Genomic DNA, 14,055 nt, shown 5'->3' with positions numbered 1-14,055 from the left:
TGCGGGGGTGCGCGCGTGAGGGTGTGTACGGGCGCGGGCGTCTGGCAGGTGCATGGCAGGACGCCGCGCCGAGCCGGGGCCGAGCGGACAACACCGTAACGCGATACATCGCGATACTCAACCCCCCGGTAGCGCTTCAGGCCATGACCGTGTAACCCGCCTCGCGGAGCATCGTCGCGACCTCCCCGCAGTGCTCCGGCCCCTTCGTCTCCAGATGCAACTCCACCTCCGCCTCTGTGAGTCCGAGCCGCGGATCCGTCCGTACATGACTCACGTCAAGGACGTTAGCGTCCACCACTGACAACACCCCCAGCAGAGCGGCCAGCGCCCCGGGCCGGTCCGTCAGGCGCAGCCGCAGCGAGAGATACCGCCCCGCCGCCGACATGCCGTGCCGCAGGATGCGCTGCAACAGCAGCGGGTCCACGTTCCCGCCCGACAAGAGGGCGACCACGGGCCCCTGGAACGCCCCCGGATCGCTCATCAGCGCCGCCACCGGACTCGCCCCGGCCGGCTCGACCACCATCTTGGCCCGCTCCAGGCAGAGCAGCAGCGCACTGGAGAGCGCGTCCTCGGAGACCGTACGGACCTCGTCCAGGAGATCGCCAATTATTTTGAACGGCAGGTCTCCGGGGCGGCCCACCTTGATGCCGTCCGCCATCGTCGAAAGCCCCTCTATCGAGACCGGATGCCCGGCAGCCAGCGAGGGCGGGTACGCCGCCGCGCCCTCCGCCTGCACGCCGATCACCTTCACATCGGGGCGCACCGACTTCACCGCCACCGCGACCCCGGCCGCGAGCCCGCCGCCGCCGACCCCGACGATGATCGTCCGCACCTCCGGGCACTGCTCCAGGATCTCCAGGCCGACCGTGCCCTGCCCGGCGATGATGTCCGGGTGGTCGAAGGGGTGGATGAAGACCGCACCCGTCTCGCGGGCGTACTCCTGCGCGGCGGCCAGGGTCTCGTCCACGACCTGTCCGTACATACGCACCTGAGCGCCGTACTCGGCCGTCGCGGCGACCTTCGGCAGCGGTGCGCCGACCGGCATGAACACGGTGGACCGCACGCCGAGCAGCGAGGAGGCCAGGGCCACGCCCTGCGCGTGATTTCCGGCCGAGGCGGCGACGACGCCCGCCGCCCGCTCCTCCGGGGAGAGGCCCGCGATCCGTACGTACGCGCCGCGCAGCTTGAAGGACCCGGTCCGCTGAAGGTTCTCGCACTTCAGGTGCACGGGCGAGCCGACGAGCTGCGACAGATGCCTGCTGCCCTCCATGGCGGTCATGCGGGCCACGCCCGACAGCATCTTCTGCGCCCCCCTGATGTCGTCGAGGATGACGGGACGGAAGGTGCCGGGCGTGCTGAAGCTCATGGCGTCAAGTCTCGCAGCTCACCGCCGGGACGGCGTCCGCGTCACAGGCCGCGTCACAGGCCGCGTCACCGGCTGCGTCACGACCGCTGTCACCACCCGCGTCACGACCCGTATCAAACAAGGCCTCACGGCCCGGATCGTAGCCGGATCATGGCCCGAATCGGCCTCACACCAAGGTTCCTCATGGGTTTACGCAGCGCAGGTACGCACCGGGTCCCGGCCGCGTACTCTGTCCCCCACCAACCGCCCACCGCACGAGAGAGCCCCCTCAGCCATGCCCACTTCTCAGGACATGACGACCCGTCTCGACCCCGGTCTCCTCGATGCCCTCCAGCACCAGGTGGCCGTCTTCGCACGCCGCGCGGAACAGACTCGGCTCGGCGGGGTCGGCCAGGTCCGCAACTCCATGGACCGTGCCGCGTATCTGCTGCTCAACCGGCTCGACCTGGAAGGCCCCATGGGCGTGAAAGCGCTGGCCGCGGGGATGGGCATCGACTCGTCGACCGTCACTCGCCAGGTCGCGCCGCTCGTCGACACCGGCCTGGTCAAACGCACCTCGCACCCGGAGGACGGCCGCGCGGTCGTGCTCCAGCTGTCCCCGCGCGGGCAGTCCCGGCTCGAAGAGGTGCGCTCGTCGCGGCGCGAGCTGATGGCGCAGGTGACGGACGGCTGGACGGAGACGGAGCGCGAGTCGTTCTGCACCTTGCTCACCCGCTTCAACACCGCGCTCTCCGCCCGCCAGGCGGGGCTGCCGCCCGTGGAGACGGTGGAGACGGTGGAGACGGGGACGCCGCCGAGCTCTTGACCCTGGCTGTGCGACTGCCTCTATATGAGGACGTGAGCGAGCGGCAGACGGCCAAGACGCGTCGCCGGGCCCGCCGGGTCCGGCGGGCCCGGGAGTTCGACGCGTTCGTCGCGGGCGCGGCCGGCCGGTTGTTGCATGCCGCCACCCTGCTGACGGCCGAGACACCGGGCATCAACCCGCAGGCACAGCGACTGCTGACGGCCGCGCTCGCGCGTACGTACGCGGACTGGGACCGGCTGCGCGGGGAGGATCCGTACGACCGCACCCGCCGGGAACTGGTCTCCCGCTTCGCGCTCAGCGCCTGGCGCCACCACAAGGCACGCGGCGGGATCCTGGCCCGCCTCGGCCCCCAGGAGCGCCTGATCCTGGTGCTGCGGCTGTACGAAGGGGTGGCCGAGGAGCAGACGGCGGCACTGATCGGGCTGCCGGTGGAACGGGTCCGGGCGGTCTGCGCCCGCGCGGTCGCGACGATGCGCAGGGCCCCGCGACCGCCGCCGCACGCACGGGTGGAGACGGCGCCATGAGCCGCGCGGACCGCAAGGAGGACGAGGTCCGGCGGATGATGGAGACCCGGTACCCGCCGGTCCCGGCCGACCTGGCATCCCGCGCGGCGGACCGGGGCAACCGGCTGCTGCGCCGCCACCGGGCGGTACGGCGAGTGGGGTGGCTGCTGCTGGCAGCCGCGGCGATCGCGTTCGCGGTGTGGGCGTCGGTGGCGGAACCGTGGGTGTCGCCGCCGATGGATGTGACGCCGCCGCTGGAGGGCTGGTAGCCGGGGGAACCGCCGCTTTGTCCGGTTCTATGCTGGAAGAAGCGGCGTACAGATCCCGCGAAGGAGGTCGTTATGACCAGGAAAGTAGCCGACTGCCGCAAGTTCCCGAGTGAGACGAACTGCTCTCTCACCATCTCCGGTGAGGAGGAGGAAGTCGTACGGGCCGCCAGCGAGCACGCGGTCTCCGTCCACGGCCACACGGACAGCCTGGACCTTCGGGCGCAGATCCGCGAGATGCTCGAGGACGAGAAGGTCAGTGCTTGACGTGCTTCCCGGCCTGAGGTCCGGGGATTCCTGCCACGGTCGTCGGACCGTCTGGGTGGCTTCCTGCTTCAACGCGCTGTGCCGGGACTTTCGCCCTGGTCTTACCTGCGCTCTGCGAGGCGTTTAGCCTGTCCGCCCGTCCGGCGGCCAGGGTGTTCTTGGAGGCGTTGTCGTCGCGGTCGTGGACGGTCCCGCACTCCTGCACGTCCATTCCCGGACGTGCAGGGGTTTCGGTCCGTCCTTGAGGCCGCACACGGAGCAGATCTGGGAGGTCGGCTCGAACCGGCCGATCTTGCCGAAGTACCGGCCATGTTTGGCGGCCTTGTACTCCAGCATGCTCACGAAGGTGGACCATCCGGCGTCGTGCACGGACTTGGCCAGCCGGGCCCTGCCCAGACCGGACACCGCGAGGTCTTCCACATACACCGCTTGGTTGTCGCGGATGATCCGGGTGGATGCCTTGTGGTGGAAGCCCCGGCGGCGATCGGCCACCCGCGCGTGCTGCCGGGCGACCTTGATACGGGCCCTGGCCCGGTTCTTCGACGCCTTGGCCTTACGGGACAAGTCCTTCCGCAACCTTTTGAGTTTCTTCTCCGCACGGCGCAGGAACTTCGGGGAGCGGATGCGGGTGCCGTCGGACAGGACAGCAAAGGTGGTCAGGCCGAGGTCGATACCCACCTCGGCGTCCAGCTCGGGCAGGATGTCCGGCTCGGTGTCCACGACAAAGCTCATGAAGTACCGGCCGCTGGAATCCTTGGTGATCGTCAGAGAGGTGGGTGAGCAGACCAGAGATGCGTTTCATCCCCGGCCTGAAGGCCGGGGCTTTCACGCAAGACCATCGGTAAGGGGAGCGAGTAGCGGACCCTTCCGTGACCGGCCCGGGATCCACCTGTCCAAGGAGCCCGGGCCGCCCCCTCCCGCCCTCCCCCTTACCCCAGCGCCTGCGTCAGGTCCGCCAGCAGGTCGTCGCCCGACTCGATGCCCACCGACAGGCGCACCAGATCCGCCGGAACCTCCAGCGCCGAGCCCGCCACCGACGCGTGCGTCATCCGTCCCGGGTGCTCGATCAGCGACTCCACACCCCCCAGCGACTCGCCCAGCGTGAACAGCTTCGCGCGGTTGCAGACCTCGACCGCCGCCTCCTCGCCCCCGTCGACCCGGAACGAGACCATGCCGCCGAACGCCTTCATCTGCTTCGCGGCCGTCTCGTGCCCCGGGTGCTCCGACAGCCCCGGGTAGAGCACCGACGTCACCCGCGGGTGCTTGGTCAGCAGCTCGGCGACCCGGCCCGCGTTCTCGCTGTGCCGGTCCATACGGACAGGCAGCGTCTTGATGCCGCGCAGCACCAGCCACGCGTCGAACGGGCCCGCCACCGCCCCCATCGCGTTCTGGTGGTACGCCAGTTCCTCGCCCACCGTCTCGTCCGCCGCGATCAGCGCACCGCCGACGACGTCCGAGTGCCCGCCCATGTACTTGGTGAGGGAGTGCACGACGATGTCCGCGCCGAGCGCGAGCGGCTGCTGAAGATAAGGAGTGGCGAAGGTGTTGTCCACGACCAGCTTCGCGCCCGCGCCGCGCGCGATGGCCGCCACCGCCGTGATGTCGGTGATACCGAGCAGCGGATTGGAGGGGGTCTCGACCCAGATCACCTTGGTCTTCGGGGTGATCGCGGCGCGGACCGCCGCCGGGTCGGAGGTGTCGGCCACCGACCACTCCACGCCCCACCGCGAGACCACCTTCGCGAAGAGCCGGAAGGTGCCGCCGTACGCGTCGTTGGGGATCACCACATGGTCGCCCGGCGCGAGCAGCGTGCGCAGCAGGCAGTCCTCCGCCGCGAGCCCGGACGCGAAGGCGAGCCCGCGCCGGCCGCCCTCCAGAGCGGCGAGGTTCTCCTCCAGCGCGGTGCGCGTCGGGTTGGCGCTGCGGCTGTACTCGTAACCGCCGCGCAGTCCGCCCACTCCGTCCTGCTTGTACGTGGACACCTGGTAAATGGGCGGGACGACGGCACCGGTCAGTGGGTCCGCGGCGTTGCCCGCGTGGATGGCGAGTGTCTCGAAACTGTGCAAACTGTGCTGGTCGCTCATGGGCTCCGAGGGTAGCCCGGCCCGCGCCCTGTACGCGGACCCCCCGTCCCGGACGGGAAACGGGCGTGGCCCGCACCGTCCCCCGTCCGGGACAATGGGCCCATGGAGATTCTCTGGTTCCTGATCGCGATGGCCTTGCTGGCCGCGGCCTTCGGCCCGTACCTGATGCGCCGCCGCTCCGGCATCCGGCTGGTGGCCCCGGGCTCGCCCGACGCCGCCGACCCCGACACGTACGGATTCGTACGCCAGGAGGAGCTGGACATCCGGCTGCCGGGACCGGACCAGGACCTCCTTGACGTACTCGATGTCGTCCAGCGCACCCAGGAGTGGCAGGCGGCGGCGCAGCTGCTCGCCGGCACCCCGAAGGAGGGCGAGGTGCGCTGGCAGCGCGTCCAGTCCTTCGCGGGCGCCGCGTCGCTGGAGCTCCAGCGGAAGCCGGGCGTCGGCGGGGCGTGGCTGCGTGCCTGGCGCTCCGAGTCCCCGAAGGACGCGGGCGCCGCGCAGGTGCACGCCGAGTTCCTGGTGCAGCAGGCGTGGCGGTCCTCGACGGCGGGGACGGACGACTTCCGGATCATCCTGGAGGAGGCCCGTACGGTCTGCGGCGAGGCGGCGCTGCTCGCGCCCGGCGACCCGATCCCGTACATCGTCGAACTCGCCGTCGCACGCGGACTGGGCTACAGCCACGAGCAGTTCGACCAGCTGTGGGCGAAGGTGATCGACCGCGCGCCGGAGCACATGGGCGCGCATCTGGCCGCGCTGCGCTACTGGTGCGAGAAGTGGCACGGCTCCCGCGAGGAGGCGGACCACTTCGCGACGACGGCCGCGGCCCGCGCACCCCGGGGCTCGCTGCTGGCCGCCCTCCCCCTGTTCGCGGTGTACGAGCACATCCCGGACGTGGTGCTGGTGCAGGGCTTCTACCAGAGCACGGTGGTCACGAAGGCGGTGGAGGGCGCGCTCTACACGGTGCACTCCGCCCGCGCCGACGACCCGATGCTGGCGCACGTACGCCATCTGCTGATCCTCTTCCTCGTACGGTCGGAGAGGTGGGCCGAGGCGATGAACCAGCTGGTACGGGTGGACGGCTACATCGGCGCGCTGCCGTGGACGCAGGGCGGGGACCCGGCGGCGGAGTACGCGGTGTACCGGGCGCTGGCGGTGGCGGGCTACGAGGCGAACGGCGGCAGCCCGGCGACGCTGCCGCACTGACCTCCGCCTTTTCATTTGCCTTCCCCCTCGGCGGCGGGCGATACTCCGCTTCCATTCCTGTGGGGGGAATCTGTTCAATGGGCTCAACTCTGCGCGCCCTGCGTGCTCTTGTCCTGCTCGCCGGCTTCTATCTGCTCGGTCTGATCATGCTGGTCGCACTCGCCGGTATCGACTGGGCGGCGACGCTCTGGACCCCGGGCAGCGTCTATCTGAAGCTGTACTTTCTCAGCGCCGTACTGGCGGTCCCGGTCGTGCGCGGCATGTTCATGCTCCGTACGCCCAAGGACGACGGCGAGGACGGGCCCGCCGGACTGCCGGTCAGCGAGGCGCAACAGCCACGGCTGTGGCAGACCGCCCGCGAACTCGCGGCGGGCGTCTCCACCCGCGCGCCCGACGAGATCCGGCTGACCGCCGACATGAACGCGGCGGTGAGCGAGGACGCCCGCTTCCTGGGCCTGCTGTCCGGCACGCGTCGTCTGTACCTCGGCGTACCGCTGATGACGGGGTTGACCGAGGCCCAGCTGCGCGCCGTGCTCGCCCACGAGATGGGCCACTACAGCAACGCCGACACCCGCCTCGCCTCGATCGCCGTACGCGGACGCGTCCAGGTCCTCCGTACGATCGGGCATTTCGAGGAGCGCGCGGGCAGCAAGGTCGCCAAGGAGCGCGCCCGGCAGGAGAAGAAGGCTGAGAAGGCCCTCGCCAAAGGCAAGGGGGCGAAGGAGATCGACACGGCCGGAGCCGGTATCACGTACCGGGCGATGGCCTGGATCTACACGGCGTACGCGAAGCTCTACATCCGCGCCACCGAGTCCGGCTCCCGCCGCCAGGAACTGGCCGCCGACCTCGCCGCCGCCCGGATCGCGGGGCGCGACGCGACCGCCTCCGCGCTGCGCGAGATCCCCGTACTGGACGGCGCGCACGACTTCTACCTGCGGTCGTACGCGACGATGGGCGTCGGCGCGGGTCTGCTGCCGCCGCGGGGCGAGGTGTTCGGCGGCGTACGGCATCTGCTGGCGGCCCGGACCGCGGAACTGGACGAGCTGCGGCGCGACCTGCCGACGGAGCGGTCGTCGCCGTACGACACGCATCCGCCGATCGCCGAGCGGGTGGCGCGGATCGAGGCGCTGCCGGACGACGGGCGGGCTTCCGAGCAGTCGGGCCCCGCGCTGGCGCTGCTGCACTCCCTCGACGACACGCTCGCCGCCGTCGAGGAGTCCGCGCTCACCGCGGAGGCGCTGGGGCTGCGCCGCGTGGACTGGCCGGAGCTGGTGCACGAGTCGATGACGGCGTACGTCGAGGCGGACGCGGAGCCGCTGCGGCGGGCGACGGCCGAGCTGACGGGCGACCCGTCACTGGTGTCACTGCTGAACGCTGTCGACGCGGGGGCACTGTGGCAGATCGCCGAGCGGCTGCCCAAGTCGGCGGAGGCCGCAGCCGCATCGGGCCGCGCGGCCCACGAGTTCGCCCGCCCCGCCGTGCGGCACGGTCTGTCGAAGCTGGCGTCGGGCCGGCTCATCGCCGACGGCCGGGCCCGCTGGCAGCTCTCGTGGTCCGAGTCGGCGAGCCTGCGACTGCCGCAGGGGTACGAGGAGTTGCTGCCAGCCGCCCTGGACGCGGCCGTCGCCGACCTCCCCGACACCCAGCCGCTGCGCAAACTGCTCGCCGCACACTGAACTCGACACTCCACACGTGACCTCGATCGGACTTCCATGGCCTTCTTCAGCCGCTTACGCAAGCCCGCCGCCTCCGCCCCAGGCCTCATGGACGCACCCGTCACGCCCCAGGAGCTCGCCGCCCACGGCTTCCTGCCACCCGAGCGGCTGAATCCGGACCGTCCCATGCCCGACCCGGAACTCGACCACATCGTGGCCGCCGCGCAGGCGGGCGACTGGCGTCCGGGCGCGGATTTTCTCGTGGCCACGGGCAGCTACTGGGAGCGCCGCACGGCGGCGATCGACAATCTCGCCGGGGTGGCCGCCAAGGACGACAGCTGGCTCCTGGCGTGGGAGTCCGCGCGCCCCGACGACCCGGACGCGGCGGCCGTAGAAGCGGCTTCCATGATCAAGCTTGCCTGGTCCATCCGCGGCGGCGCCCGGGCCCATATGACGACGGGCGAGCAGTTCGAGGGCTTCCTCAACGTCCTGGGGCGCTCGGGCGAAACCATCGAGCGGGCCAAGGCCCTGAACCCGGCGGACCCCTCCGCATACGTCACCGACATCTGGCTCGGCGTCGGCCAAGGCCGCCCGCACGAAGAAATGCACCACCTCTGGTCGCAGCTCACCGCCAGGGATCCGTACCACTACGAAGCGCACCGCAGCGCACTGCAGTACTGGTGCGCGAAGTGGCGCGGCTCGCGTGAGCTGGCCTTCGATTTTGCCGAGCGTGCGGCGGCAGGAGCCCCACCCGGCACGCTGCTGAGCGCGCTGCGCCTGACGGCACGGTGGGAGCACCGCCCCAGGGACGGCACACGTATGGATTACGGGACCCTGGAGTTGAGGGCAGCGGTGGACGCGACGCTCAACGATGTGGCGGCGGCGCCCTCGCACCACCCCTATCTGGCGGATGTACGGCACATGCTGGCGTATTTCCTCGTGGTGCAGGACCGGCCGGGCCTGGCCCTGGAACAGTTCCGGCACGTAGACGGTTACGTGGGTGCGTTCCCGTGGGTGAACGGCGGGACGGCGGTGGAGACGTACTGCGACATCCGCGACCTGGCGATTCGCCACGCACGCAGCCGCTGACCTGGCCGGACGGCATGCCGGGGGCACCCGGGAATCCCGGACCCCGCGCCATACGTTCTCCTGTCACCGACTGTCACGACCGCTGTCCGAGGAGCCCCGCATGTTCCTGAGCAACCGCACCCCCCAGCTCCCCACCCCCGACCAGGCCCTCCGCGGCCGCCCGGCCCCGGAGTTCACCGTCCCGTCCCACCACACGGTCCTGGGCAACCCACTGCTGGGCCCGTACCCGGAGGGCCTGGAGGTCGCGGACTTCGGCCTGGGCTGTTTCTGGGGAGCGGAGCGGAAGTTCTGGCAGACCGAGGGCGTCTGGACGACGCTGGTCGGCTACCAGGGCGGATACACCGAGAACCCGGTGTACGAAGAGGCCTGCTCGGGCCTGACGGGCCACACGGAGGCGGTCCGCGTGGTCTTCGACCCGTCAAAGGTGTCGTACGAATCGCTGCTGAAGCTGTTCTGGGAGTCCCACAACCCGACGCAGGGCTTCCGCCAGGGCAACGACGTGGGCACGCAGTACCGCTCGGCGATCTACACCCACTCGGCGGCCCAGGCGGAGGCCGCGGCGGCGTCGCGGGATGCGTACCAGAAGGTCCTGACCGGCTCCGGGTACGGCACGATCACGACGGAGATCCTCCCGGCGGAGGGCCGCCCGTTCTACCCGGCGGAGGGGTACCACCAGCAATACCTGGACAAGAACCCGGCGGGCTACTGCGGCATCGGCGGCACGGGCGTCTCCTGCCCGATCGGCGTCGCGAAGGCCGAGGGGTGACGTCCAGCTTCACCCCCGAGCTACTGGCGGGGCTGTGGCAGGAGCGGCGGCCGTCCGGTCCGCCCATCGCCCACACGTTCCGCAGTACGTACGCGGACCGCTGGGTGCGCTTCCACAGCCTCCCCGGCTCGAAGCGCTACCCGGAGTCCGAGGACGAGTACGCGATCGTGCTGGACCGGTACAACACGGTCCTCGACGAATTGTTCGCGGGCACGGACGTGTTCGTGGTGACCAAGGACTGGTCGAACACTCCGACCGAGCCCGCGGCCTACCTGACGCGGCAGGCACTCCACCCCGAGGGAACCCGCTGGTGGACCGAGCCGCACCTGGACGACCCCGACCCAAAGTTTCACACCTATACACGTCTGTACGCCGACCGGCGCCCGTGGGAACGCGGCTGCGCCGATGAACTGCTGCGCGCCGTCGCGGACGAAGTGCTTGTCGAAGTGTTCTTCGCCGATACGGAACTCCGGCGCGTCCACCATCCCTACGACGGCGGCGCGGACGTCATCCTGACCACACCTGAAGAGCGCGACCGACTCCGCGACCTCCACGGCGGCTGGCTCTCAAGCCATCCGGCTGGTTTGTGAAAGAGGAGCAGGTACTGCGAGGCACCCCACCGAGCTGACACCAGCAGTACCTCGACAAGAACCCGGCGGGCTACTGCGGCATCGGCGGCACGAGGGTCAAGCCAAGTGCCCGTCAGAGATGAACTGGGGACAGTCCTGCCCTACGGGTATCGCGCCCGCGGAGGACTGCACCAGAGGCATCACCCCAGGTAGGGCCGATCTCGTTGCTCCAGGAAGTGCTGGATGCGGAACCGCTGTGTGTAGTGCATGGGCAGATCTGCGAGGTCGCCCGGGGCAATGAACCGCAGCTCGGTGGATTCGTCCGAGATCGCGAGTTCCCCACCGGTCACGCGCGCGGTGAAGCACACATTGAACTGCCGGCGCACTTCGCCGTCCGTGTAGGCGATCACGTGGCGGGGATCGGTGTAGGTGCCGACCAGCCCCATGATCTTCACGTCGAGTCCCGTTTCCTCCTTGACCTCGCGCACCGCCGTGCCCGGGAGGGAGTCCGTCATCTCCATGCCGCCGCCGGGCAGCGCCCATAGATCGTTGTCGCATCGGCGCTGGAGCAGAATGCGCCCCTGGTCGTCGGTCACTACGGCTGATGCGGCGACAACCAAGCTGTTCGGTTCGGGGGCATCCGGGTCGTCGTAGTACCCGGTACGCGCCAAGGGGGTCACTTCTCCGGTACGGGGGTCGCTGTCTCCCATGCCGCGTCGAAGCTCTGGGCGTAGGTGTCGAAGATCCCTCCTGTGCCGTTGCGACGCAGGTGCCAGACGGGTGCTCCGTAGGCGTTCACTCCCCAGAGGTGGGTGTTGGCCAACAACTGATCGTCTGCCCGGTAGATGGAGTTGTACAGCGTCGTCCGGTGGGTGCGGATTTCGATGCCCGATACGTCGGCCAATGGCCGGTAGTGCATCAGAGCCAGTCGGCATCTCGACTCGATGCCGTGGCCGAACCGCTCCTCTTCGCCGCGCTGCCGAACGTACTCGCTCTCGGCGTCGCCCAGGGCGATCCGCACGGAGCAGCCGTCGGCGGCGCGCTCGCGCAGAAGGTCATTGAGGCGCGGGTACGCCTCGACCGAGCAACGGACGAGTCCCCTCCCACGAACCACGCGGCGTGTGCTCACGACGTCCGCCAGTCACACCGATACGGAACTCCGGCACATCCACCATCCCGGCGACAGCGGCGCGGACGTCATCCTGACCACATCCGAAGAGCGCGACCGACTTCGCGAGCTTCACTCCGGGTGGCTCTCCAGCCACCCCTTGGGGGTCTGACGGACGGAAAGGACGCAGGCCCGAGTCGCCCGCAGTGCCGTATGACTCATCACGTACCGCTATACCGCCAGACCGTCCGCGCCCGCGGGTTCGGCGTCGTTGGCCGACCGGGCGGCAGGTACCAACGCCCCGTCGGCCACCAAGTCCGATACCGCGTCTGGGTGCTTACGAATGAGGTAGTCGACGGCGTGCTGACGCCCCGACTGGTACTCCAGCTCCTCCCGGTAGAACCGCAGCCGTTCCTCGCAGTCCTGGATGATCTCGCCCCATGTCCGTACCCACAGCCGCCACGTCCCCTGGTCCAGCGCGCAGCCGGGTGCGCGGTCGCTCTGGCTGGCCATCGAGCGCAGGCTTGCGGACATGTCATTGCCCACCAGCCAGAAGTCCCACGTCACCCGCGTATCCCGGAACCGGTCGTCGCTCATCACAGCCTGCGCGTAGCTGCTCAGCTGCTCGAACTCCCCCATGCCGAGGGTGAGTTTCGGGCGCTTGAGCTCGACTACCAAGTGATGGCGCTCGCCCTTCCGCAGCAATCCCGCCCGGGAGAGCATCAGGTCAACGACCCCCTGCCGCCCGTCCTCGCGGAGCACTGGCCCGCCGCCGGGCGCGTCCCGCCCGAGCAGCGCGCAGTGCCGACGCAGCACCTCGGTCAGGCTGCGGTCACTGACGAACAGCCCGTACTCCTCGCCGAAGACCCAGGATTCGTTCTCCAGGATGCGGTGAAGTTCCGTTCGCTCCCGCACGCGTCCCTTCAGCTCCGGTTCGAAGACCAGCAGTTCCAGTGCGGCCAGGAAGTCGAAGCGATCGGTGACCGCCGTGGATGCCTGAATGAGAGAGGAGAGCCGCGTCCGGTCGAGCAGCCGCGCCAAGTCCACCTGTTCCTGCTTGGTGAGGGAGAACAGCTCTTCAAGGAGCCGCACCGTGTGCGTCGGCTCATGTGCCACCGCCGAGCGCAGCAGGCCGAGGATGGCACGGCGCGCGCTCTTCGCCTTCGGCAGATGCTTGACGACGGTGGTCGCCACGGTGTCAAACGTCTCGCGCTCGGCACGTTCGCGACCGTCCGCCGGCTCGCTGTTGTACGGATAGACCCCTTCGTCGCGCCAGGCCTTGACGATGTCCTGACGTCGCTGCTCCGCGCGCATACGGAAGTGCATGCGCAGCCGCTCCCGGGCCGCGGCCACCACTTCCGCTTCTTCGGTGTCCGGTGTCCAGTCCGCGAACATCAGGTCGTCCGGTGAACGCTCGAAACCCGACCAGGAGACGTACGCGGTGAAGTCAAAGCCGGGTGCCTGGATCTCCGGTTTCAGCCGGGCCAGGGGCATCCCTCGTACATCGCACAGAATCAGCTCCCGGTTCACGGGACGCCGCCACTCAATGATCTTCAGCCGAGGTGCCTCGGGCGTACCCTCTGAGGCGGCACCGATCGGGTACTCCGCCACATTGGCCTGCATCGCAGCCGGATCCAGCCGCTCCCCGTCGTAGATCACAGAGATGTCGGGATAGGCCTCCAGATGCACGGCAAAGGCTGCTGTGAGCGTGGTCAGTGTCCTGCGATCGGTAAGCCGCTGGAGTTCGGAGCCGCCAAACGCCTCGAAAACCGTTCCGGTGGGGGCCGTCACCGCCTCCGCCTCGCTGATGTCGTACTCGTGCATGGCGCCGCGATCCGCCTCGATGGCAACTCGCTGTCTGCCGCCCGACCCCTCAGCCACACTGGTCCACCGCACCTCATTGCCGAGGGCGAAGGCCCGGATACGGCCTCGGCCGTTCTTGCCGTGCAGCACGCGCTTCTTCACCACGCTGACGCCGGCAGAACTCTTCCACGACTTGCCGATGGGCTGGAAGTACTCGGCACAGGCATCGGCCACCATGCCTGTGCCGTCGTCTGTGACCGTGACGGTTTCCACGCCCCCGAGGTCGTTCGTTCCCAGCTCGACCACGACGTGCTCGGCATCCGCGTCCAGGCCATTCCAGATCAGTTCCTCGACCGCGCCCACTGGGTCGCCGAGGCGCGCGAGCTGTGCGACGTGGTCCTGGCCGACCGTCAGCGTGACCCTCACCATGCGAAACCCCTTTATCTGTACGGCGCGCAGGCCCGGCCAGGGTAGCGGCCGGTACTGACACGCAGCGTGCGATGACCTGGGTGGCACCCCGTACGGGTGATCACCGTTTCTGCCAAGCAGTCAGGCCGACGGGTGGGCA

At 69.6% G+C, this 14,055-nt stretch carries 13 protein-coding genes and 2 pseudogenes; 9 read left to right on the top strand and 6 right to left on the bottom strand.

All coding sequences use genetic code 11. From position 1 onward, the window contains the following. Positions 1–136 precede the first annotated feature (136 nt). Positions 137–1,366: a threonine ammonia-lyase gene (ilvA, locus tag ACIHCQ_RS05020; protein WP_399658065.1), complete on the bottom strand. Its 1,230-nt coding sequence runs from the start codon at positions 1,364–1,366 to the stop codon at positions 137–139. 274 nt (positions 1,367–1,640) lie between these two features. On the opposite strand from ilvA, the gene ACIHCQ_RS05015 reads away from it, so the two are divergent. The 4 genes from ACIHCQ_RS05015 to ACIHCQ_RS05000 all read left to right on the top strand — a co-directional run bounded on the left by ACIHCQ_RS05015 (position 1,641) and on the right by ACIHCQ_RS05000 (position 3,207). Beyond that, entirely contained in the window at positions 1,641–2,171 is a 531-nt protein-coding gene (locus ACIHCQ_RS05015; RefSeq protein WP_399658063.1) for a MarR family winged helix-turn-helix transcriptional regulator, read from the top strand. Between the two features lie 32 nt (positions 2,172–2,203). After that, complete coding sequence (locus ACIHCQ_RS05010) at positions 2,204–2,695, top strand: sigma factor-like helix-turn-helix DNA-binding protein (protein ID WP_399658061.1); 492 nt, start codon at positions 2,204–2,206, stop codon at positions 2,693–2,695. Further along, entirely contained in the window at positions 2,692–2,943 is a 252-nt protein-coding gene (locus ACIHCQ_RS05005; RefSeq protein ID WP_399658059.1) for a hypothetical protein, read from the top strand. The genes ACIHCQ_RS05010 and ACIHCQ_RS05005 overlap by 4 nt, the downstream gene beginning before the upstream one ends. A gap of 72 nt (positions 2,944–3,015) precedes the next feature. Then, entirely contained in the window at positions 3,016–3,207 is a 192-nt protein-coding gene (locus ACIHCQ_RS05000) for a DUF1059 domain-containing protein (RefSeq protein ID WP_399658057.1), read from the top strand. Here the strand turns inward: ACIHCQ_RS05000 and ACIHCQ_RS04995 are convergent. Then, positions 3,197–3,996: pseudogene (locus tag ACIHCQ_RS04995) on the bottom strand (RNA-guided endonuclease TnpB family protein); the annotation flags it as partial. The gene ACIHCQ_RS05000 and the pseudogene ACIHCQ_RS04995 overlap by 11 nt on opposite strands. A gap of 140 nt (positions 3,997–4,136) precedes the next feature. Then, complete coding sequence (locus ACIHCQ_RS04990) at positions 4,137–5,291, bottom strand: cystathionine gamma-synthase (protein ID WP_399658055.1); 1,155 nt, start codon at positions 5,289–5,291, stop codon at positions 4,137–4,139. A 102-nt stretch (positions 5,292–5,393) separates the two neighbouring features. Between ACIHCQ_RS04990 and ACIHCQ_RS04985 the strand changes: the two genes are divergently transcribed. The 5 genes from ACIHCQ_RS04985 to ACIHCQ_RS04965 all read left to right on the top strand — a co-directional run bounded on the left by ACIHCQ_RS04985 (position 5,394) and on the right by ACIHCQ_RS04965 (position 10,597). Then, positions 5,394–6,497, top strand: a complete 1,104-nt coding sequence (locus tag ACIHCQ_RS04985) for a hypothetical protein (protein WP_399658052.1) — start codon at positions 5,394–5,396, stop codon at positions 6,495–6,497. 77 nt (positions 6,498–6,574) lie between these two features. After that, on the top strand, positions 6,575–8,173 hold the full coding sequence (locus ACIHCQ_RS04980) for a M48 family metalloprotease (RefSeq protein WP_399658050.1): 1,599 nt from the start codon (positions 6,575–6,577) through the stop codon (positions 8,171–8,173). A 36-nt stretch (positions 8,174–8,209) separates the two neighbouring features. Then, entirely contained in the window at positions 8,210–9,241 is a 1,032-nt protein-coding gene (locus tag ACIHCQ_RS04975; protein ID WP_399658048.1) for a hypothetical protein, read from the top strand. 100 nt (positions 9,242–9,341) lie between these two features. Next, positions 9,342–10,007, top strand: coding sequence for a peptide-methionine (S)-S-oxide reductase MsrA (msrA, locus tag ACIHCQ_RS04970; protein WP_399658046.1), 666 nt, complete (start codon positions 9,342–9,344; stop codon positions 10,005–10,007). Further along, positions 10,004–10,597: a hypothetical protein gene (locus ACIHCQ_RS04965; RefSeq protein ID WP_399658044.1), complete on the top strand. Its 594-nt coding sequence runs from the start codon at positions 10,004–10,006 to the stop codon at positions 10,595–10,597. The genes msrA and ACIHCQ_RS04965 overlap by 4 nt, the downstream gene beginning before the upstream one ends. 179 nt (positions 10,598–10,776) lie before the next feature. On the opposite strand, the gene ACIHCQ_RS04960 is transcribed toward ACIHCQ_RS04965, so the two are convergent. The 3 genes and pseudogenes from ACIHCQ_RS04960 to ACIHCQ_RS04950 all read right to left on the bottom strand — a co-directional run bounded on the left by ACIHCQ_RS04960 (position 10,777) and on the right by ACIHCQ_RS04950 (position 13,916). Further along, entirely contained in the window at positions 10,777–11,247 is a 471-nt protein-coding gene (locus tag ACIHCQ_RS04960; protein WP_399658041.1) for an NUDIX domain-containing protein, read from the bottom strand. Between the two features lie 5 nt (positions 11,248–11,252). Beyond that, positions 11,253–11,654: pseudogene (locus ACIHCQ_RS04955) on the bottom strand (XRE family transcriptional regulator); the annotation flags it as partial. Positions 11,655–11,915: 261 nt separating this feature from the next. Next, positions 11,916–13,916, bottom strand: a complete 2,001-nt coding sequence (locus ACIHCQ_RS04950; protein WP_399658039.1) for an ATP-binding protein — start codon at positions 13,914–13,916, stop codon at positions 11,916–11,918. Positions 13,917–14,055 lie beyond the last annotated feature (139 nt).

This window comes from Streptomyces sp. NPDC052236, assembly GCF_044548015.1.
In the GTDB taxonomy this organism is placed as follows: domain Bacteria; phylum Actinomycetota; class Actinomycetes; order Streptomycetales; family Streptomycetaceae; genus Streptomyces.
This window is presented reverse-complemented; position numbering and strand designations above follow the sequence as displayed.

Excerpts from the sequence above, each read along its gene's own strand:
- ACIHCQ_RS05005 (WP_399658059.1), top strand. The coding sequence starts at position 2,692 with ATGAGCCGCGCGGACCGCAAGGAGGACGAGGTCCGGCGGATGATGGAG.
- ilvA (WP_399658065.1), bottom strand. The coding sequence starts at position 1,366 with ATGAGCTTCAGCACGCCCGGCACCTTCCGTCCCGTCATCCTCGACGAC.
- ACIHCQ_RS05000 (WP_399658057.1), top strand. The coding sequence starts at position 3,016 with ATGACCAGGAAAGTAGCCGACTGCCGCAAGTTCCCGAGTGAGACGAAC.
- ACIHCQ_RS04985 (WP_399658052.1), top strand. The coding sequence starts at position 5,394 with ATGGAGATTCTCTGGTTCCTGATCGCGATGGCCTTGCTGGCCGCGGCC.
- ACIHCQ_RS04950 (WP_399658039.1), bottom strand. The coding sequence starts at position 13,916 with ATGGTGAGGGTCACGCTGACGGTCGGCCAGGACCACGTCGCACAGCTC.
- msrA (WP_399658046.1), top strand. The coding sequence starts at position 9,342 with ATGTTCCTGAGCAACCGCACCCCCCAGCTCCCCACCCCCGACCAGGCC.
- ACIHCQ_RS04980 (WP_399658050.1), top strand. The coding sequence starts at position 6,575 with ATGGGCTCAACTCTGCGCGCCCTGCGTGCTCTTGTCCTGCTCGCCGGC.
- ACIHCQ_RS04975 (WP_399658048.1), top strand. The coding sequence starts at position 8,210 with ATGGCCTTCTTCAGCCGCTTACGCAAGCCCGCCGCCTCCGCCCCAGGC.
- ACIHCQ_RS04990 (WP_399658055.1), bottom strand. The coding sequence starts at position 5,291 with ATGAGCGACCAGCACAGTTTGCACAGTTTCGAGACACTCGCCATCCAC.
- ACIHCQ_RS05015 (WP_399658063.1), top strand. The coding sequence starts at position 1,641 with ATGCCCACTTCTCAGGACATGACGACCCGTCTCGACCCCGGTCTCCTC.